The organism is Streptomyces sp. HUAS MG56 (genome assembly GCF_058673395.1).
In genome coordinates, this window is sequence record NZ_CM178722.1 from 657,347 (window position 1) to 676,505 (window position 19,159).

Annotated in this window: 14 protein-coding genes and 4 pseudogenes; 3 read left to right on the forward strand and 15 right to left on the reverse strand. The window is 68.4% G+C overall.

Annotated features, from left to right (window positions below; translation table 11 throughout):
• Nucleotides 1-1,542 precede the first annotated feature (1,542 nt).
• The 7 genes and pseudogenes from AC4OXY_RS03260 to AC4OXY_RS03290 form a co-directional block, all read right to left on the reverse strand.
• A pseudogene (locus tag AC4OXY_RS03260) lies at nucleotides 1,543-1,695 on the reverse strand (IS256 family transposase); the annotation flags it as partial.
• Between the two features lie 29 nt (nucleotides 1,696-1,724).
• Complete coding sequence (locus AC4OXY_RS03265) at nucleotides 1,725-2,315, reverse strand: Mu transposase domain-containing protein (protein WP_491993088.1); 591 nt, start codon at nucleotides 2,313-2,315, stop codon at nucleotides 1,725-1,727.
• A 43-nt stretch (nucleotides 2,316-2,358) separates the two neighbouring features.
• On the reverse strand, nucleotides 2,359-3,522 hold the full coding sequence (locus AC4OXY_RS03270; protein ID WP_491994774.1) for a serine/threonine-protein kinase: 1,164 nt from the start codon (nucleotides 3,520-3,522) through the stop codon (nucleotides 2,359-2,361).
• A gap of 144 nt (nucleotides 3,523-3,666) precedes the next feature.
• Nucleotides 3,667-4,728, reverse strand: a complete 1,062-nt coding sequence (locus tag AC4OXY_RS03275; RefSeq protein WP_491993089.1) for an ISL3 family transposase — start codon at nucleotides 4,726-4,728, stop codon at nucleotides 3,667-3,669.
• A gap of 100 nt (nucleotides 4,729-4,828) precedes the next feature.
• On the reverse strand, nucleotides 4,829-5,434 hold the full coding sequence (locus AC4OXY_RS03280) for a transposase (protein ID WP_491993090.1): 606 nt from the start codon (nucleotides 5,432-5,434) through the stop codon (nucleotides 4,829-4,831).
• Nucleotides 5,435-5,525: 91 nt separating this feature from the next.
• Entirely contained in the window at nucleotides 5,526-6,749 is a 1,224-nt protein-coding gene (locus tag AC4OXY_RS03285) for an FAD-dependent monooxygenase (RefSeq protein WP_491993091.1), read from the reverse strand.
• 474 nt (nucleotides 6,750-7,223) lie between these two features.
• Nucleotides 7,224-7,502, reverse strand: a complete 279-nt coding sequence (locus AC4OXY_RS03290; protein WP_079173594.1) for a hypothetical protein — start codon at nucleotides 7,500-7,502, stop codon at nucleotides 7,224-7,226.
• 660 nt (nucleotides 7,503-8,162) lie between these two features.
• Between AC4OXY_RS03290 and AC4OXY_RS03295 the strand changes: the two are divergent.
• Nucleotides 8,163-8,430 (forward strand): annotated as a pseudogene (locus tag AC4OXY_RS03295) (helix-turn-helix domain-containing protein); the annotation flags it as partial.
• Nucleotides 8,431-8,671: 241 nt separating this feature from the next.
• Nucleotides 8,672-9,508 (forward strand): annotated as a pseudogene (locus tag AC4OXY_RS03300) (IS5 family transposase).
• A gap of 381 nt (nucleotides 9,509-9,889) precedes the next feature.
• Here the strand turns inward: AC4OXY_RS03300 and AC4OXY_RS03305 are convergent.
• The 4 genes from AC4OXY_RS03305 to AC4OXY_RS03320 form a co-directional block, all read right to left on the reverse strand.
• Nucleotides 9,890-12,145, reverse strand: a complete 2,256-nt coding sequence (locus AC4OXY_RS03305; RefSeq protein WP_491993092.1) for a pectate lyase-like domain-containing protein — start codon at nucleotides 12,143-12,145, stop codon at nucleotides 9,890-9,892.
• A gap of 94 nt (nucleotides 12,146-12,239) precedes the next feature.
• Entirely contained in the window at nucleotides 12,240-12,767 is a 528-nt protein-coding gene (locus tag AC4OXY_RS03310; protein ID WP_491993093.1) for a transposase, read from the reverse strand.
• 1 nt (nucleotide 12,768) lies between these two features.
• The gene (locus tag AC4OXY_RS03315) at nucleotides 12,769-12,918 is read right to left on the reverse strand and encodes a hypothetical protein (RefSeq protein ID WP_491993094.1); all 150 of its coding nucleotides are present in this window, start codon (nucleotides 12,916-12,918) and stop codon (nucleotides 12,769-12,771) included.
• A gap of 478 nt (nucleotides 12,919-13,396) precedes the next feature.
• Nucleotides 13,397-14,047 carry a nuclear transport factor 2 family protein gene (locus AC4OXY_RS03320; protein ID WP_376296077.1) on the reverse strand — a complete coding sequence of 217 codons (651 nt, stop codon included), beginning with the start codon at nucleotides 14,045-14,047 and terminating at the stop codon, nucleotides 13,397-13,399.
• Nucleotides 14,048-14,367: 320 nt separating this feature from the next.
• Here AC4OXY_RS03320 and AC4OXY_RS03325 point away from each other — a divergent pair, with 320 nt between their 5' ends.
• Nucleotides 14,368-15,006: a TetR/AcrR family transcriptional regulator gene (locus AC4OXY_RS03325; RefSeq protein WP_376296076.1), complete on the forward strand. Its 639-nt coding sequence runs from the start codon at nucleotides 14,368-14,370 to the stop codon at nucleotides 15,004-15,006.
• Nucleotides 15,007-15,271: 265 nt separating this feature from the next.
• On the opposite strand, the pseudogene AC4OXY_RS03330 reads toward AC4OXY_RS03325, so the two are convergent.
• The 4 genes and pseudogenes from AC4OXY_RS03330 to AC4OXY_RS03345 form a co-directional block, all read right to left on the reverse strand.
• A pseudogene (locus AC4OXY_RS03330) lies at nucleotides 15,272-16,349 on the reverse strand (trypsin-like serine peptidase).
• Nucleotides 16,350-16,610: 261 nt separating this feature from the next.
• Nucleotides 16,611-17,588 carry a sugar kinase gene (locus AC4OXY_RS03335; RefSeq protein WP_491993095.1) on the reverse strand — a complete coding sequence of 326 codons (978 nt, stop codon included), beginning with the start codon at nucleotides 17,586-17,588 and terminating at the stop codon, nucleotides 16,611-16,613.
• A gap of 10 nt (nucleotides 17,589-17,598) precedes the next feature.
• Nucleotides 17,599-18,504, reverse strand: coding sequence for an SMP-30/gluconolactonase/LRE family protein (locus AC4OXY_RS03340; protein ID WP_491993096.1), 906 nt, complete (start codon nucleotides 18,502-18,504; stop codon nucleotides 17,599-17,601).
• The gene (locus AC4OXY_RS03345) at nucleotides 18,501-19,136 is read right to left on the reverse strand and encodes a bifunctional 4-hydroxy-2-oxoglutarate aldolase/2-dehydro-3-deoxy-phosphogluconate aldolase (RefSeq protein WP_491993097.1); all 636 of its coding nucleotides are present in this window, start codon (nucleotides 19,134-19,136) and stop codon (nucleotides 18,501-18,503) included. Before AC4OXY_RS03345 ends, AC4OXY_RS03340 begins: the two co-directional genes overlap by 4 nt.
• Nucleotides 19,137-19,159: the final 23 nt, after the last annotated feature.

Here is a 19,159-nt window from a genome sequence, read left to right on the forward strand (position 1 = left end):
GGCCGAGCCCGCTCGCGGCACCGGGCACACGGGTGTGGCGAACTCACAACTGAGACGTGTCTGCCGCACCCGCGCCCGGGCCCCGGCGATCCGACCGGCCGGGCCGGTCGGATCGCCGCCTCGGGCACCAGCGGGCGTCAGGGCAGCACCGCTGCCACCCGCCCCGGGCCGGCTACCCCCAGTTGCTCGAGCTGCCCCAGTTACTGTCGGAGCTGCCCCAGCTATTCGAACTGCCCCAACCACCGTTGTCACCCCAGTTGCTCGAGCTGCCCCAGCTGCTGTCGGAGCTGCCCCAGCTATTCGAACTGCCCCAACCACCGTTGTCACCCCAGCCACCGTTGTCACCCCAGTTGCTCGAGCTGCCCCAGCTGCTGTCGGAGCTGCCCCAGCTACTGGAGCTGCCCCAACCGTCACTGCCGTCGCCCCAGCCGCTGACGCTTGCCACGGTGGCGTGCGTCGTCGCGGGTGCGGCCTGCGCGGCGGCGCCACCACCCAGAAGCGCCCCTGCAGCAGTTACGGTGATGGCAGCGACTTTGGCGATCTTCCTACTCGTCCGAAACACGACCCGTTCTCCTTTCGGTGGATGAGCCTCACCCCAAACCGGTGAGGTCGTGTTTCGAGTAAGCCCGAACGGGTCATGCGTCGTCACGCCACTGAATCCCGTGACTTGACACCCGAAAATGATCTCGATATAAACCCCCGCCCAAGCCAGCCGCCCCTGGGAAAGACCCCTTGAGGCGCAAGCCCCGTAGACCAGCCGGACGGTCACGACGACCCGCCCTCCGCACCGGACCCGGCGTCTTCGCATTGCAACAGACCCGTGGCATAGGCACGCAAGGCGCCGTAAAGTAGGCCCCGAGGTAAAAAGCGGACCGTACGACTACCGGGTGAACCCGCCAACGCTTACCCGCGTCCGTCCACACCCGCCCCCAAGGCGGCTGCAGCGATCAAAGACCGTAACCACATCACGTGGGGGCGAGGGAATCAAGTCACCTACCGAGTTATCACCATGGACACTGAAACACGGATTAATGAATCGCGCCTCGGCTGGACCGGCAAGACCATCCTCTTGACGTTGACATCGCCGGCCTTCGTCACAGCCTCCCTCATGCTGCCACTATGAATTTCCGTGCTTGACGGAAACGTCTTCGGAATCATCTTTCTACTGATCGCCTGGTCAGCCTATTCCCGTAAAATAGCTCTGCGCATTGACCCGCAAGGCATAACACTCGGTACTATTCCCATCCCGTATGGATACAAGAAAGACGTGATTCCATGGCGAGGACGTCATCTCGATCGTTCTTTGGAATCAATATATTCTCCCTTGTTCCTAGATGCCTTATTTCGGCGTTCAGCGACGATCGGGACCTCCAGCACTTTCAGGTGCCTCCTCCAGCCGGTGACTGAGATTCAACAATAAATTGACACCCTGGGATGTAACGCCTGACATCATTCAGGCAAGTCGACCGATCAACCTTTGGCGCCTCAGCCGTTCCAAACTTGACGAGGCGGTCGCGGTCTTCGCACCAGAAGTCCGCGTCAGTGCTCGTTCCACTCCGCACCGATGTGGGCACTTGCCTCGGCTTCGATCAGCTCCTGCACCATCCGCTCGGCGATGGCGCGGATGAGCTCGATTCCGTCCGTCGAGCGTAGTGACTCAAACAGCCGTATCAGTTCAGACCGGGACAGGGCCATCGTGCACTCCTCGTGGTTGAACTGGGCGTTCACCAAGGAGAGTTACGCGATGGCCCGCCTCCTGTTGAGGGAGCGGTGCTCACCCGTGGAAGTGCGCCCCGGGCAGACGCCCGCGCACTCCCAGCCGCTGATCCCGTACACCACGACGAGGGACACCATCCGATCACGGGCCGTCCGGCGGTGGCGATGTCGAGGTGGTCCCCACTGAGCCGATGCCGGACCCTGACCTGGGCCCCGGCCAGCCCCGGCGGGACGAAGTACAGATTCCCGTCAAAGGACACCAGACACTGCGGGCTGACCGTCCGATCGACCTCCGGCTCGGCAGGAAACGGCCGGACTGGAATGTCCAACAGCGGTACCACTGCTGCGAGTTCGCCGACGGTGACCACGAGTCCGTCCAAGCTCCGGCGGCGCTCGTCCATCCGGGCGGCGAGTTTATCGATGCCGGATTGGGCCTGGCTAACGCTCAGCGCGTCCGGGACCGTGCGCCACCAGCGTTGCGCGGCCGAGTGGTTGGCCTTCTCTACGACATCCTTGCGGTTTCCGCGACGCGGCGGGCAGATGTCCACGCCGACGCCGTATTTTCTGAACATCGGGAGCCTGTGTCGCCCTCCGTCCATAGAACTCGTAACGCGATCTTGCCGAGCCGTGCTGGCTGGGGCGTCAGTGAATCAGGTACCGCATGACCGCCTCTGTCAGGTCACGATGCCACTGTTGAACGCGGGAGACGCGGCGGGCATCGATCTCGCCCTCGAAGGTCGAGCCGTCGTGCAGTGTGACCGTGACATGCAGCCGGGACCTGCGGACGGTGTGATGGGTGACGTCGGCGATCCCTGTCCAGGACAACTCGGCCTCCGCGTCGCCCCGGTCGAGGTCCTCATCGGTCTCGATCTGGTCCAGCGGCAGCCCGTGCCCATGGAATGTCAGCAGTACCCCGCCGGCATCGACCACCATGCTGGAATCCTTGTCCGCCGCGATGAACGCCTCGTCGTTCGGGAGGGGCACCTGTCCGGAGCCCCGGTCCGTCGAGGCCTCGGAGACCATGGGCACGTACGGGGGCACGGGCAGACGTGGGGGCAGGAGTCGGTATGACGTCGCCGCTCCCGTCAACTCATCGAGGCGATCGAGGAGGTGGGCCGGAGCCGGCCGGTGATCGGGGTCTTTCTCCAGGCAGGATGCCACCAATTCCCGCAGCAAGGGCGGGACGGCGCTCAGATCGGGCGCCTCGTGCACCGAGCGGTACATCAGTGCCATCGGCGTCCCCTCGCCGAACGCGCTGCCGCCTGCCGCCGCCACCAGGACCGCGCCCAGCGCGAACACGTCAGCGGCGCCCGTAACATCGGCGCCCATCGCCTGCTCGGGAGCGAGGAACCCCGGCGTTCCGAAGGCATGGCCCGTCGCCGTCAGACGCGTGGATTCCACCGCCCGCGCGATCCCGAAGTCGATGACGCGGGGCCCGTCCGCAGCCATGATGATGTTGCCAGGTTTCAGATCGCGGTGGACCAGGCCACAGTCATGGATCGTCACCAGGGCCGCTGCGAGCGCCGCACCGAGTCCCTTCAACTCCAGTGTCTCCATGGGGCCTTGGGACTGAATGCGCTCAGCGAGTGTCGGTCCCGGCACATACGCGGTGGCCATCCAGGGAGGGTTCGCATCCGGGTCCGCATCGACGACCGGCGCCGTGTGGAAGCCGCCGACAGCCCGCGCCGCAGTCACCTCGGCACGGAACCGGGCACGGAAGTGAACATCGGCGGCGAGCTCGGCCCGCGCGACCTTGACCGCTACGGCACGCCCCCCGCGCGACCGAGCCAGATACACAGTCCCCATGCCGCCCTCGCCGAGCCGACGCTCGATCGCGTAGGGACCAATACGCTCCCCGCCTGCTGCCTGCCCCTCGGCTCCTTGCCGTCCCGTCGCGCTCACTCGATCCCCCGAGCCTGTTCGGCTGACCACCCTGGAGAAGGGATCATCTCACCCACGGATCACGATTCGGCCCTCCTGAGGCGCCGCCAGCAGATGAGGCAGCAGCCCAACGAGAGGATCGCGGTAAGGGTCCAGGGTGGAGGGCTTACGGGGTGGGCGGCGCACGACCTCCTGCCAAGTGCGGGCATGGGCATACTTGCGCACCGTGCGGCGGTCCAGGCCGAGCTCCCGGGCCATGGCGCTGTAGCTGTGGCCGGATGCGGTCAGGGTGTGCACGGCCTCGAACAGCCTCCTGGCGTGCCGCCCGGCCCGGGTGTCCGCCGCGTCGTCCTCGGCGGTCTCTTCCTCCGGCACCGGGTCGGCCTCTGCGACCGGCGGAAGGGCCGCGGGCAGGCAGCCTCGGTGAGCAGCCGCGACATCCTGGACGCGCCGCGACAGCCCCTGCCACATGTGGAAGCGGTCGCTGACCTGCACGGCATCGGGGGCGCCGGCGGTAATGCCTTGCCGGTAGGTCAGCGAGCCGTCGCGGCAGACGATTTCAACACCCGGGTGCTCACGGAGCCAGCGGCTGAGCTGTTCGGCGTCACGTCCCTCCCAGAGCGTGAGAGGAAGACGGGTGGTGGCATCGACCAAAAGGGTCCCGTAGGTATCGCCGTAGAGTGCGAAGTCGTCCACGCCCAGCACCCGCGGAGTGGCAAGGGGCGGCAGCGGCATCCGTATCAGCTGCGACAGGACGGTGCACCGCGACAGGGCGACGCCCAAGACCCGCAGCATCCGGGTCCCGCCCCGGCCCGCCAACAGTATCCCTGCGGCCTCGACTACCTGCTGCAGCAGCGGTGTGCGCCGCTGGTAACGCACGGTCAGACCCGGCACCTGTTCGGCGAACGTCACCTTCCCGCAGGAGGCGTTCTCGCAGTACAGACGGCGCACGCTCAGCTCGATCAGCACGGGACGGCCGCCCAGCGATGCATCACCGAGCCGTCTGACGTAACGGCTGTGACACCACCCACTCGGTGTCCCGCATCCCGTACACGGTGCGGGAGCAACCGACCGCGTACGCGCCCGGACAACCACCCCGGATCCGGAGCCGTCGACGGAAGAAATCAACACACCCGCCAAGTGCGGTAACAAGTACGGCAGTTCAACAGAGCACGCTCCAAGACTGCCCGTTACGCGGACCGGTCGACCACGGCACCAAGATGATCTCCGACTACGAAATTCTTGCCAGAGCCAGTCGAAGCCATACTCCGACAAGCGTCAAGGCATCGACGTCGACCAGGACGGTGCCGTGGGTCTTGCCCTTGAGGAAGGCGAAGTCGTCGACCCCGAGTACCCGCGGGCTGCACGCCGAGCTGGTGGCGGGAGGGTCGGGCAGGGCCATCAGCATGCTGATCAGCGTCACCCGACTGACTGCCAACGCGAGTACTGCCGCCATCCGGGCTCCAGCCCGGCCGGCCAGATCCATTGCGAGGGTCAGCAACGGGTGATGCAACAGCGGGGTTCTCCGCCCGTAGCGGATGGTCAGGCCCTCGACTTGCTCAACGAGCCTACGACGCGGGCATGTTGGCTGATCGCAGACGAGACGGCGCACCAATAGGCCGATGACCACCAGGCGACCGGGGACAGCGGTATCGGCGAGGTGCCGCTGATAGCGGCCGTGGACACGGTGCGCGGCCATGCCGCAGCTGGGGCAGTCCACGGTGCGGTTGTCCGGAGTACGCGCGGTGACGTGCACCGTGCCACTCTCCACGCACACACGCTCCACCAGCACCGTCTTCAGGTGCGGAAACACGATGTCCAAGAGTTCGTCACACATGGGTGACGATGCCAGGTAGATGACGCTCCGTCACGCTCCACAATCTTGCCTGAACCGCTTTCAGGAGCGTCATCAACCCTGTCCGGTGCCCTCACCGCTGGTGCCCCGCCGGTGCCGCCAGGGCCGTCGTGGCCGCGGCCCTCCCGGTGGTGCTGCCCGCGCCGAGGACCCTCTCCCCGCGCCGCAGCGCCAGATACCTCCGCAGGCCCGTGTTGGCTTCTCGTCGTACCCGGCGCAGCACCGGGACCTGGGTGGCCCTGTGCAGCTGGTAGTGCCACGGCGCCTGGGCCCCCTGCCGTACCGACATCGCGTAGGCGAAGTCCACCAGTTCCTGCTCAAGGTAATGGTCGAGATGCTCGAACCAGGCCATGCTCGTGCGGGCCGCGGCCTGCACGGGATGGAGCGCGGCCCGGCGGCGCCTGTCGTAGGCCTGCAAAGCGGCAGGCAGCTCTGCCTCCGTATACAGGCTGTGCGCGAGCTCGATCGCATCCAGCAGCGCCAGCCGGGTGCCCGAGCCCAGGGTGTAGTGGGTGGTGTGGGCGGCATCCCCCAGCAGCACCACGTTGTCGTGGCACCAGGTGGCGTTGCGTACCTCGGTGAAGTGCTGCCAGCGTGCTGGTTCCCCCCGGGACCGGCCAAGCAGCGTGTGGCCGTCCAGAGCGGAGGCGAAGACCTGTTCCAACAACCGCACACCATCGGCGGTATCGAGCGTATCGAGCCCCAGCCCCCGCCAGGTCTCTGGGGCGCACTCGACGACGCAGGTGCTGATTTCCGCGCTCGAGGGGTAGGCGTAAAACCAGATCCACCCGGCCGGGGTCGGTTCGAAGGCGAAGGTGAAGCGAGGGAACACCTTGTCGGTGCCCAGCCATATGTAGGGGTTGCGGCCGACTTCCAGGCGGGTGCCGAAGTGGTCGCCGTGCAACTGGCGCACCCGGCTGCTCGCCCCGTCGCAGGCGACGATCAAGTCGGCCTCGGCGAACTCGGCCAGGTCGTCGACCTTGCGACGGTGCTGGACATCCACCCCCAGCTCGGCTGCGCGTCGGGTCAGGATGTCGAGCAGGGATGCGCGGGCGATGCTGTAGCCGTACCGGCCCAGATACACGGTCTCTTCCCCGCGGCGGACCTCCTGGTCCTGCCACAGCGCCGACGCCGCACGCACCGCCTCGGCACTGCCGGGATCGTTGCGGTAGAGGTGGTCGAGCAGGTCATCCCCATACCCCACACCCCAGCCGTAGGTGGCCCCCGGCGGATCACGCTCAATCACAGTAATGTCAAGACCGGCATCACGGCGCTTGGCCGCGATCGCGAAATACAACGCGCCCGGCCCACCACCGACACACACGATCTTCCTAGCATGTCCCGTCCCGACCGCACGACCGGACCACTGCATCGCGGCTGCGGCACCCCGGCGCGCGGTCAGCGTCGGATTCGGCGTCGGATGGGGGCCGCCCAGCGGCGGGCGGGGGGTCCCGGCCGGCGTCCCCTGCCGGTCGGATCCCTGGAGTAGTGGTCGCATGGGTTCCTCTTCTCTGGATCGAATCTCTGGGTCGACTCGGTGGGTTGGGTCTTGGTGCTTGCAGGTCGGTGTGCGCACCCGAGGATGCAGAAGGGGGCTGGGCCCGCGCCCGGCACAGGGCGCGCGGGTGCGGCGAACTCACACCTGAGGCGTGGCTGCCGCACCCGCGCCCGGGCCTCGGCGATCTGACCGGGGGCTCCTCGTGGCCGGTCAGGCGCCGCCTCGGGGTGCCGCAGGGGTTAGGACAGTGTCGGTGCCACTGTCCCAAGTCGGCTACCCCCAGCCGCCCCAGCCTCCATCGTCACCCCAGCCACCCCAGCCTCCGTGGTGGTGACAGCCACCCCAGCCTCCATCGTCACCCCAGCCACCCCAGCCTCCGTGGTGACCCCAGCTGTCGTCGCCCCAGCCGCCCCAACTGCTGACGCTTGCCACGGTGGCGGCGTGCGTCGTGGCGGGTGCGGCCTGGGCGGCGGCGCCGCCGCCCAGGAGCGCCCCTGCGGCGGTTGCGGTGATGGCCGCGACCTTGGCGATCCTCTTACGCGTTCGAAACATAACCTGTCCTTCTTTCGGTGGATGAGCCTCACTCCGGATCGGTGAGGTCGTGTTTCGAGTAAGCCCGAAGGGGTCATGCGTCGTCACGCCACTGAATGTCGTGACTTGACACCCATAAATGATCTTGATACGGGCCCGCGTCCCTCCTAGGCCAGCCGGGTAACCAGCCCCGTGACAGCCCTGTCGGCCCTGGGACGAGCCCCTTGAGGCGCCGGCCCCGTGGACCAACCGGATGGTCACCGCGACCCCGCCCTCCGCACCGGCCCCGGAGTCTTCGCGACCGCACCAGCGACCGCACCCCACTTCATCGACTCCACCCGCAGCACCGGAACCACCGCCCCACCGATGCAACCTGCGCGACCGGACACTGCCCATGGCCACACCAGCACTGCCATCGTCCCGTCCACTCCCCCAGCCCTGTGCGGACGGTCCGTGCTCGGCGGAGAAGATCTCCCGTACCTCGCGGACTGCGTAGTAGACCAGCACGTACCCGGCGGCCGGGTCGGCCCACCACCAGCCGACGGTTGCATTGAGGACCAGGCCGAGAAGGACGGCGGCGGCCAGCAGACCGTCGATCAAGGTGACGCGGCCCTCGGTCTTCAGCACGGTTGTCCAGCGCGGCGCCGGTGCGGGCCTTGCCCGCGGCGAGGGCGAACATGCGGTCGCCCGCCGCGGCTAGGCTTCCCCGACCAGGTTCTGGCCACGGTTCTCCATCTACGGGTTTCCCTGGCCGCGGAACCCCTCGCCGTGCTGTTCGACAGCAGCCGGACCGCCATGCACCGCGCCCTGCTGAAGGTCGGGAGACTACTCAAGGCGCGCGGCATCGTTGTTCCGTCGGCGACCACCCCACCCCCTGCCCTCGCCGCCCTCCAAGCTCGGGCTCGCCCAGAGCGACGAACCCCACAGCAAGATCAAGACAACGTGTTGATGATCGGCGAGCCCTTAGTGGGCGTTCAGGCATGCCTCATGCCGGTATGCGAGTTCAGTCGCTGTGTCATTTTGAGGCCTTTCAGTGGATCAATGCGCTTCATCACTTCCAGACTTCTGGACCTGCCCGCCCGTTTCGCTCAGCTTCAACCCTCGAAGTACGTCTGACATAGAGATAGACCAGAACCGCCCAATGACCAGCGGAACCTGATCTTCCGTCACACCCGTGATCCCTCTGGGAGGTGAGCCAGCGGAAGCCGTACCCCAGCGACCTGTCCGATGCCCGATGGGCCCTGATCGAGCCGACGTTGGCGGCCTGGAGAAAGGTCCGGCTCGACCGCAGACACACCGGGCAGCCGACCAAGGTCGACCTGCGCGACGTATTCAACGCACTCCTCTACATCAACCGCATGGGAATAACCTGGAAATATCTCCCACACGACTTCCCGAACTACGGCACCGTCTACGCCTACTATGCCGCCTGGCGCGATGAGGGAATCCTTGCCCAGCTCAACTACGACCTGACGGGGCTCGCCCGCGTGAAGGAAGGGCGCAAGCCCGAACCCACAGGGTCCGTCATAGACGCCCAGAGCGTGAAGACCTCCACCAACGTACCCCTGGCCAGCCAGAGAACGGACGCCGCCAAGTAGATCGGGAGGAAGCGCGGCATCCTCACCGACACGATCGGCCTCATCCTTGCCGTGACCGTCACCGCCGCGAGCCTCTCCGAGAACGCCGTAGGGATACGCCTTCTCGACCACGCCAAGCAGACCTATCCAACCATCGCCAAAAGCTGGGTCGACACCGGCTTCAAGAACGCCGTCGTCGAGCACGGCGCGCGTCTCGGAATCGACGTCGAAGTCGTCAACAGAAACCCAGGAGTTCGCGGCTTCCACGTCGCCAAAAGGCGCTGGGTAGTCGAGCGAAGTCTGGGTTGGCTTATGTTGCACCGGCGCCTTTCTCGCGATTACGAGACCCTTCCCGCCAGCTCCGAGGCCATGATCCACGTCGCCTCGATCGACAACCTCACCAAGCGCATAACAGACGAGACGACACCAACCTGGCGAGGGACCTACTAGAGTAGAAAGGGCAATTCGCCTGGATCAAATGCCCTCTTAGAAATCCCAACAGAATTCCGTAACTAACCTTGGGTTCGCTGCACGATCGGGTGACATCTTGACGTGTCCCGACCACGGTGCCCAATGCGGCTCCCGGATCTTCGCTGATCTGTGCGACCAGCACTGCATGACCTGGTCGATGCGTGCGGTCGTCATCAGCCCGGACAACGCGGGCTGAAGGCGAACGAGACGCATGGGGCCTTTTGTGTGTCCGGTGCGCGTGTCACCTCGGCACGGGCACCGGACCGATTCTCCTCGTCCGTCCGGTCTGCCCGGCACACGGCTTCAGACGGAGCGGGCAGACGGGCTGCGCCCTGTGTACCGTCGGGACCGTTGCCGGACTTACGGATAGCTCACCAGGTACGCCACGTTGCTGCTGGGAGTGACCTGGCTGCCGGTGTTGTCGACGATGTGGTTGATGGTGCCGTCGCCGCCCAGGACCGTGGTGACCATGCTGTGGAACTTCACCGCGGACGTGGTGGGCACCTCGATGGCGTGGCCGAGTACGACGGAGGGGTTGTCGCGGAGGTAGGCGTAGACGCCCACGCCCCATGCCTCGTGCGAGGTGACCGAGTTGGCGACCTTGTACGAGGCGTAGCCGAGGTCCCCTCCGCTGGTGGTCCAGGCGGACTGGTCGGGCACGTCGTAGGGGGTCTCGCTCTGGTAGAAGTACGTGCGGCCGCCGTTGCCGTTCCAGGTGGTCTGGTACTTCTGGTAGTGCTCGACCGCCAGGCCGTACATGGTGACGTTGCTGCCGTTGACGATCAGCCCGTTGGCGGCCGGGTTGGTCGTCCAGCCGACGCCGTTGGTGTGGTCCGCGCGCCACAGCCACAGGTCGTCGCCGATGACGTCGTTGCTGTTGACCACCAGTGTCTGGGTGGCCTGGCCGGCGATGTCGCCGCCGATGCGGAAGAACACGTCGTGCAGCACGATCGGGTCGGTGCTGTGACTGGCAGTCGAGCCGGTCGGGCCGACCTGCATGAGGGTGTTGGAGTTGGTGGTGTTCGCGCTGATCAGTAGCCCGGCGATGTCGATACCGTCGACGTCCGCGGTGGTGATCGCGGTGACGCCGTTGTCCGGGACGAGGGTGGCCAGGCCCAGGCCGAGGACCACGGTGTCGGGGCGGGTGATGTTCAGCGGGGCGGAGAGGTGGTAGACGCCCGGGGTGACGATCAGGTTCTGGCCGGCGGCGAGCGCGTTGTTGATCGTCGTGGCGGTGTCACCGGGCTTGACGATGTAGAACTGACCGATCGGCAGCGAGGTGCCCGGCGCGCTGCCGTTCGTCCAGTCCGGGCCCTGCACACTGGTGCGCGCCGACGGGACGAACACCTGCCAGTTGCCCGAGCCGTCGACGTAGATGAACGGCTTCTCGCGCATCACCGGGCTCTGGTCGACGGTGGTGTACTGGGGGTTGGGGAAGCTGGTCGCCGGGGCGCCGGTGTCGCCGACGAAGACCATGTTCCAGTTGTGCCCGGTCCAGCCGCCGTTCATGGCGGTGTCCTGGGTGAGGAACTGCTGCTGGGTCCCGGAGTTGATCTGACCGGAGACTCGCGAGTCGCCGATGTAGCCGCCGCTGGACCAGTTGGTGCTGGTGCCGTGGGTGTCGTCCCACAGCTTCATGCTGCCGTGCACGTCCATGCGCCTGAACGGGTCGGCCTGCGAGACGGCCCACATGGTGCTGCCCGAACTGGGGCTCACCGACATGTTCTCGGCGTCGCGCCAGAAGTTCTGGGTGGCGTTGCCGTCGCTGGTGTGACCCTCGACGTGTACGCCGCCGCCGGTGATCGACACCTGGTCCGGTGACAGCCCGAGCCCGGCGACCTGGGTGTAGTAGCCGACGGGAATGTCGACGTCGTACGTGCCGGGGGTGAACAGCAGGGCGTTGCGTTCGGTGCCGAACTCGTTGGTCTGCTGGGTGCTGTAGACCGAGTTGATCTTCGACTGGATGGTGGACGTCGACATCGACGGATCGAACACCGTGACGTTGGGGCCGAAGTCCGGGGTGTTGGCAGGCGGGGTGAGGCCGCCGGAGAGCGTGAAGGACTGGGCGGCGGTGCCGTTGCAGGCGTACTGCTGCAACTGAACGCTGTCGGCGGTGGACGCCGACGGCACGTCGAGGCACTTGCCGCTGTTGCGGTTGACGAAGTGGTACGTGCCGGAGGCCTCCGCGACCGGCTGCCACTGCTGGTTGGAGCCGCCGCCGTAGAGCCACAACTGGGTCAGGGCGCCGTCGGCGGTGGAGACGTCGGTCTCGTCCCAGACCTGATCCGGCGCGGAAGCCGCGCCGATCCGGTAGTAGCCGCTGTCGGTCGGGGTGAACTGCCAGGACTGGGCGGCGGTGCCGTTGCAGGCGTACTGCTGCACGGCGGTGCCGTTGCCGGTGGCACCGGCTCTCGCGTCGACGCACTTGCCGCTGCCTGCGTTGACGACGGTAGTGGGGGCGGTGGGGATGGTCGCGGCGACGGCACTCGGGGCAGAAGCCAGCGCGATACCGGCGGCGGCCGGCAGCAGGAAGGCGGTCGTGAGGGCGGCCGTGCGTCTGCGCCGGCGGGGGGCGCGGAGGCGCGTGGCGGGAAGGGCGGCGGGAACGTCGGTCACACGTGTCTCCTTGGTCGCGATGTGGGGCGCGATGCGGATCGGACGGTAGAGGTAGTCCGTGCGGCCGTCAATACATCAAAATATAAGGTGTGAATTAACTTGCCAGAGAGGGGAGATGTGCGAGCACGACCCCAACGGACCGACCGGCCCCGGGGCCGCCTTCGGCGCCAGGCCTGAACACCTGGCCGGAAGCCGTCGCTGAGGTCGCCCGCGCAGGGGCGGCAGCATCCGCGTCTGGGCACTGCAGGGGTGCCATGCGTGGACAGATGCGACCGCGTTGCCACACAGAAATGGGGGCGCCCTGCGCGCCGAGGTGCTCGGCGCGCAGGATCAATGAAAGACGGGTCGTTCGTAATCGCGGTGTGCGGTAGCGATGTTGTCGATGGCTCAGGTCCATGCCGTACCGCCCCCGATGCGCTGCCGCCCGGTCGGTGAGGTTCTCGGCGAACTGCAACACCGTCACCAGCGCCAGCTGGCCCGGTGACCAGCCCGGCCTCCCTCTGGATCCGAAGGCCTCGGCGAACTCGGCGTCCGCGAACAACTCGCCCAGTTCGTCGCGGACCCGCATCGCCAACGGGTACGGGCCGCGTGCCGCCACCGCCCGAGCCACCTGCACAGTCATGTCAGGCACCTTCGGTCACGGCCTCGGCCGCATCGACATTCCACACCCCACCCGCGACCGGGAACGCCGAGACGGCCGCTGCTGTCACGGCCAACGAGGCGCCATCCCCGCCGGGCACGGAATAGGCCAGCAGGATCGTCACCAGCCGCAAACGGCGGTGATCAATGCTCTGGCCCGGGTCGCGGGGCCGAGCTCCGTTGCGTCAAGGCTCAATCGGTCCACCCAGTCAGACTTCGCCCACCGGACCCGAACCGTTGACCCTCTTCTGATGCTGGACTTCAGAACGTCGTCGGCGACACCCACCGCTCCTCGATGGCCCGCACCGCCAAGCAGCACATCGCCTCCGGCGCGTCCCGGCTGCGCCCGGTCATCGCCGACCTGGCCGAGGTCGGCGGGAAGATCGCGTTCTCCGTGCGGGCGAAGAAGAGCGCGTTCGTCTACGACGCCGGCCGTCCCAAGGACTCGCCCGGCATCCGCCACGGTGTGGACGGTCACGGAATTGGAGCAGCGCCGTGTCCGGTGACCGCGTCTCACCCCCAGCAGAGCCGCACGGCCCGGCGTGCCGGCGGCCAGGCCCTGGCGGGTGATGCGCGGCCGGTGGTGCCGGGCATCACCCGCCGGGGAAAGGCTCAGTGCTTGTTGACCGCGGAGGCCCAGTCGAAGTTCACGCCCATGTCGGAGTACATCTTCGAGTACCCGACGAAGCAGTCGAACTTCTCGACCTTGCCGTTGTGCAGGTACCAGAAGTCGGCAGTCGGCGCGTCGACCTTGTGGCCGTTCCCCTTGATGACGCCTGCCGGCGACTGGAGTTGGCCATCGAACGTGCCCTGGATCGACAGCTCGATGCTGACCACGTCGCCGTTCACGGTGATGCGCTTGAGGTCACGGTGGACATTGGAGAAGAGGCTCTTCATGTAGGGCAGAACGGTGCCGAGCGCCTTGCCCCGGTAGGCCACGCCGCTGACCATGTCGTCGAAGACGCCGTCCTTGGCGAAGCTGTTGACGAACGTCGGGACGTCGATGTGGCTCCCCTCCGCCGCGTAGTAATCGCGCAGGACGACTGCCAGGTTGTGCGTCTCGTGCTTGGTCAGGTGGCGGTTCGTGAGCGGCAGCTCCGCCAGCTGGCGGGGAGTCAGGTCCGGGACCGCCGCACTGCTGTGGACCGCCGCGCTCCTGTGGCCGGGGTTTGCGGCCTGTGACGGCGCAGCGGCGATGGAAAGGCCACCCAGGACAGCTATCGCGGTCGTGGCGGTGATCGACTTCCGGCTGAGCAGCTTCATGTCGCGTTCCTCCAGGTTGATTCTCAGGATCCGAGAGCCGTCGCAACGGTCCCTCTCACGCCCTTAGTAATTCAAACGCTCGCTTTACATTAGGAACTGACGGTGCGACATGTCAAGCCAATGTTTGAATTCTCTGGTCGCGCTGCCACGGAGGGGCGTGCGCGCGGGCGCGTTGCGGCTGGTCAGGGCAGGTCTGCGACAGCGATCCGGGGCAGCGGCCCAGACGCCCGCTCCTCGCGGGACCGGATCCGCTCGGGTTCGCCCTCGATCCGCGAGGCGACTGTTGACAATGTACTCAAACATCCGCTTGACTACATGGCATGGTACGGGCGAAAAAGATGGATCTGCGCCGGGAGGCTGGTCAGCGCACGCGGGACGGCCTACAGACGGCCGCCCTGGAGTTGCTCGCGCAGCGAGGCCAGGAGGGCGTGACACTCCGCGAGATCACAGATCGCGCCGGAGCCAACGTCGCCGCGGTGAGTTACCACTTCGGGTCGCTGAAGGCACTGTGCGACTCGGCGATCGAGCACGCGTTGGAACAGTATCTGGACGAGAAGATCCTGGAACTCGATTCCCTCCCCTCCACCGCGACACTCCATGACGTGGCGGCAGCGTTCGCCCGGCCGATGGTGCGCGCACTGGCGGCCGGCGGACAGGACCTGGCCGTGATGCGGACCGTGGCGCGCGTCGGCATCGATCCGCCCCAGGGATGGGACCGGCTGGACGGCAAGTTCGACCAGAGCCGCCGGGGGGCGGTCCGGGCGCTGGCACCGAACCTGCCCGGAGTCGACGAGGAGGAACTGAACTTCCGTACGCGATGCGCAGCCGGCCTGCTGAACTGGCTCGCGCTGGCGCCCATCGGCACCGAGCTGGCCGCCATGTCCGCCGAGCAGATCGAGCGGCAGCTGTTCCCCGTGGTGGCCGGGGCGTTCCGCGGGGACGCCCCCGCCGACCGCTGACCAGGCCAAAGGCCAGTTCGGGGAGCAGAACAACACCCTGTCCTATCTCCCGACCCTGGCCGAAGGCGGCGTCGAACTGGCCGAGATCCGGGACTGCGCCCACTTACCGACGTACTGCAACCCGCCGCAGATGTAGGCCCGCATCGCCGACCTGGTCTCACGCACGGACGCCGCCTCCTGACGGCTTCGAGCCGCGGACAACCGCCGCGAGAAAGCTGCGGACCGCAGAACCGGCCGACGGAGGCGGCCCTTCGTCACGTGTGTGTCACTGTCCGCCGTACTTCCGGCTCATGCTCTCGTACACCGCCTTCGCCTCCTGGCCCAGCGGCGGGCCCGCGAGCCAGGAGTGGTCGGCCCGGCCGATCGAGGCACTTGAACATCTTCAGGCCGTTGTACGGCGGTGCCGCCGGGTATCCCCAGGCGCCCATCTCGGCGACCTGGTTCGCCGAGGGCGCGGAGAAGTCCACGTCGAGCGCCGCGCCGACGGTCTCCTCCAGCGACTTGCCGCTGCCGTTCTCCGGCTTCACGTGCAGGACGGAGTAGTCGTACGGGGACCCGTCGTTGCCCACCTCGGCGCCTCGCTGGATCCATTCGTTCGAGGTCGAGACCCAGTCCGCCCACCAGGTGCCGTACGGAGCGGCCTCGGCGGCACCGGCGGTGCGCATCTGCGCCGCGGAGTCGCCGTCGTCGTTGTACGACGGCACGAAGGCGATGTTGCGGTACCAGCCGCCGTCGCGCCCGGCGTGCACGCAGTGGCCGGCGGTCCACACGAGGTTGGACCTGCCGGGGTGGTTGACGTCCTTGATGACCGTGCCGGAGCAGACCATCGGGCCACGGGGCGAGTCGAAGAAGACCTTGCCGACCGGGGCCGAGTACTAGTGGTACGGGGTCTTCTCGGGCAGGGCCTGCACGGGCCGCGGGGGCTGATCGCTCGTGCCCTGCCCGGCGGAGGCGTCCTGGGTGGAGACCGTCTTGTTGGCCTCCTGCGCCGACTGCATCCGGTCCGGCTTCCACAGTCCCTTGATCACCGGGTTGACGAAGTCCTTGGCGTCCCTGAGCCACTTGGACTTGTCCCAGTTCTTCCAGCCGCCGCTCTCCCACTGGGAGACGTCGATCCCGTGCTCCTTCAGCCTGTTCGCGAGGCCGGCCGGAACCTGGACCTTGCCGTCGGCGCCGCCGGCCGACTGGGAAGCGGTGGCACCTGCGCCGCCGTTCGCCGTGTGCGAACCGGAGCCGCCGCAGCCGGTCGCGGTGAGCGCGAGGGCCGCGGCGAGCCCGGTGGCGGCGAGAACGGTGCGCTGCCGTCCGCGCCAACGCGCGAAGGGCACAGATATGGAACGCATGGTGCGATATCCCCCGTTGGAACGTGTACTTGCTCGGCCGTGTCCACGCAGGCCGTCACTGAGGCGGTCACGCGCGCTGGGCGCACGGCCGAAGGAACCGCCTCTTCGCGCGACCCATTCCGCGCGCCACCCCGCTATGCCCGTGAAGTCGAGGGCGAGCGGAGGAGGCACAGTGAAAGTTCCCGGCAGGCCTCCTTTCACCGGATCGCGAGGACTACGTGTCTCTCACCACGTCACTCGGGCGCGCAGCGTTACACACAATCAGTCGATCACGGCGGCCCGCCAGGTCTCCGCGTCGGCGTCCAGGAGCGCCGTGACGAGTGCGGGGTCCGGCAGCGGGCCGTGGTCCGCGGCGACCCTCAGGGCCGAGGCCGCGGTCAGATGGCCGAGGCGCAGGGCGCGGTCCACAGGCAGGCGGCGCAGCAGGCCGCTGAGGAATCCGGCGGCGAAGGCGTCGCCCGCGCCCACGGGTTCCGCGACGCGCACCTTCAGAGCGGGTACACGGTGGGCGGCGGCCCCTACGAATGCGGTGGCAGCGCGGTCCCCGTCCTTCACCACGAGGACCTGCGGCCCGGACAGGAGGTCACGAACCCCTTCGGCGTCGGTGATCCCGTCCCCCCACAGGGCTTGGGCCTCGTCGAGGCCGACGAGGGCGATGTCGGCCAGGTCCGCGAGCCGACGCAGCACGTCGGCGGCGGAGCGGCCGGCCCACAGGGAGGGGCGGTGGTTGACGTCGAAGCTGACGGGCCACGGGCGGTCGGGGCGCAGCGCGCGTTCGACGAGGGCGCGGCAGCCGGGCGACAGGGCGGGGGTGACTCCGCTGAGGTGGACGAGTGCGGCGCCTGTGAGCGCCGGGTCGTCGAGTACGTCGGGGGTGAGGGCGGAGGCGGCGGATCCGGCGCGGTGGTAGTGGACCCGGGTGCCGTGCGCGCCCGGGTCCTTGAGCAGGAGCCCCGTGGGCCGTTCCGGGTCGGTGCGGACGCCGCTCACATCGACGCCGCCCGCGGCGATCCGGGCGCGGACGCGACGGCCGAAGGGATCGTCGCCCACCGCGGAGACCCAGCGGGCGGGGACTCCGTGGTCGGCAAGGTAGAGGGCGACGTTCGACTCGGCGCCCGCGATGTCCACGCGCAGCAGGTCGGCGCCGTCCAGCGGCCCGAGGGGGTCGGGGGCGAGGGCGGCCATGGTCTCGCCGACGCAGACCACAGGGCCGTGACGCAGTGGCCGATGGGTGCTCATGGTGGGTTTCCTAGGGTGTGTCGGCGCGGTCCGCCGGGGCGGGGGTGGAGGGAAGCGCCGGGCGGTACGGGGCGGCGGGGGCGCCGGGGACGTCGACCCGGACCGCTAAGACGGCGCCGTCGAGGGGTCCCGGGGCGGGCAGGCCGATGTGCGCGCTGGTGACGAGGAGCGTACGGCCGTCGGGGCCGCCGAGGCACAGTCCCGCGGGCTGGCCGGCGGGCAGGTCGACGATGCGGTCGAGGCTGCCGTCGGGGCGGTAGCGGTGGACCTGCCCGGTGCCCCAGACCGCGGTCCACAGACAGCCCTCGATGTCGGTGGTCATGCCGTCGGGGCTGCCGGAGTCGAGGGCGACGAAGGGTTCGGGGGTGCCCGGGTCGCCGCTCACGGGGTCGATCGGATAGCGGCGGATGACGCCCCGGGCGCTGTCGGCGAGATACATGACGGTTCCGTCGGCGCTGAAGGCCGGGCCGTTGGGAACCGTGACGTCCCGTAGGACCCGGGTGACGCGGTCGTCGCGGTCCAGGCGGTAGAGGGAGCCCGCGTCCTCGGTGGCCGAGTACGCCATGCTGCCGGCCCAGAAGCGCCCGTGCGGGTCGGCGACGCCGTCGTTCATCCGCATCGGCACGGGTGCGCCGTCCTCGGGGCGCGCGATCCAGTCGACGCGGCCTGCGGGGTCGATGCGGCAGATGCCGGTGTCCGCCGCCGCGATCCAGTGGCCGGGGCGCCCGTCCACGGGTGCCACGGCGCCCAAGGGGCACGGCAGTTGAGTGATCGGTCCGAGCGGCGCGTCGGGCCCGTCGGGCAGGGCGAGCAGTCGGCCGGTGAGGATGTCGGTGAGCACGGCGCGGCCGTCCGTCCAGCGGATGCCCTCGCCCAGTTCCAGGCGGTCGGTCCCCAGGACCGCGGGGGCGGTCACGGGCGTGCCTCGGCGCGAACGACGTCCCGGAAGACGCGGGCGCGCTCGCGCAGGGCGGTGCGGTCGCCGCCCGCTGCCGCGTCGCCGACCAGGGGCGATCCGACGCCGACGGCCGTGGCACCCTCGCGCAGATAGGCGGCGGCCGCTGCGGCGTCCACGCCCCCGACCGGTACGAAGGGCAGGTCCGGGAAGGGGCCGCGCAGGTCCCGCAGATAGCCGGGCCCCCCGGCGCTGCCTGCCGGGAAGAGCTTGAGGGCGTCGGCGCCGAGCCGCTGGGCCTGGAGGATGTCCGTGGGGGTCAGCACGCCCGCGAGCACGGGGAGTCCGAGTTCGCGCCCGGTGGCGATGCCGTCGCTGACCGCCGGGGTGACGAGGAAGGCGGCGCCGGCCTGCTGAGCGGCACGGGCGTCGTCGGAGGTGAGCACGGTTCCGGCGCCGAGCGTGGCGTCGGGGCCGAGCGCGGCGCGGGCCCGCGCGATGACATCGAGCGCGTCGCGCCCGGTGAGGGAGACCTCGATGAGGGTGACGCCCTCCTCGGCGAGGGTGAGCACGGTTGTCAGCGCGGCGTCCGGGTCGCTGCCGCGGACGATGGCGAGCAACCGGTGGGCGCGCAGCGCGGCGAGCAGGTCCATCCGGAATCCCTTCTGGTGACGGG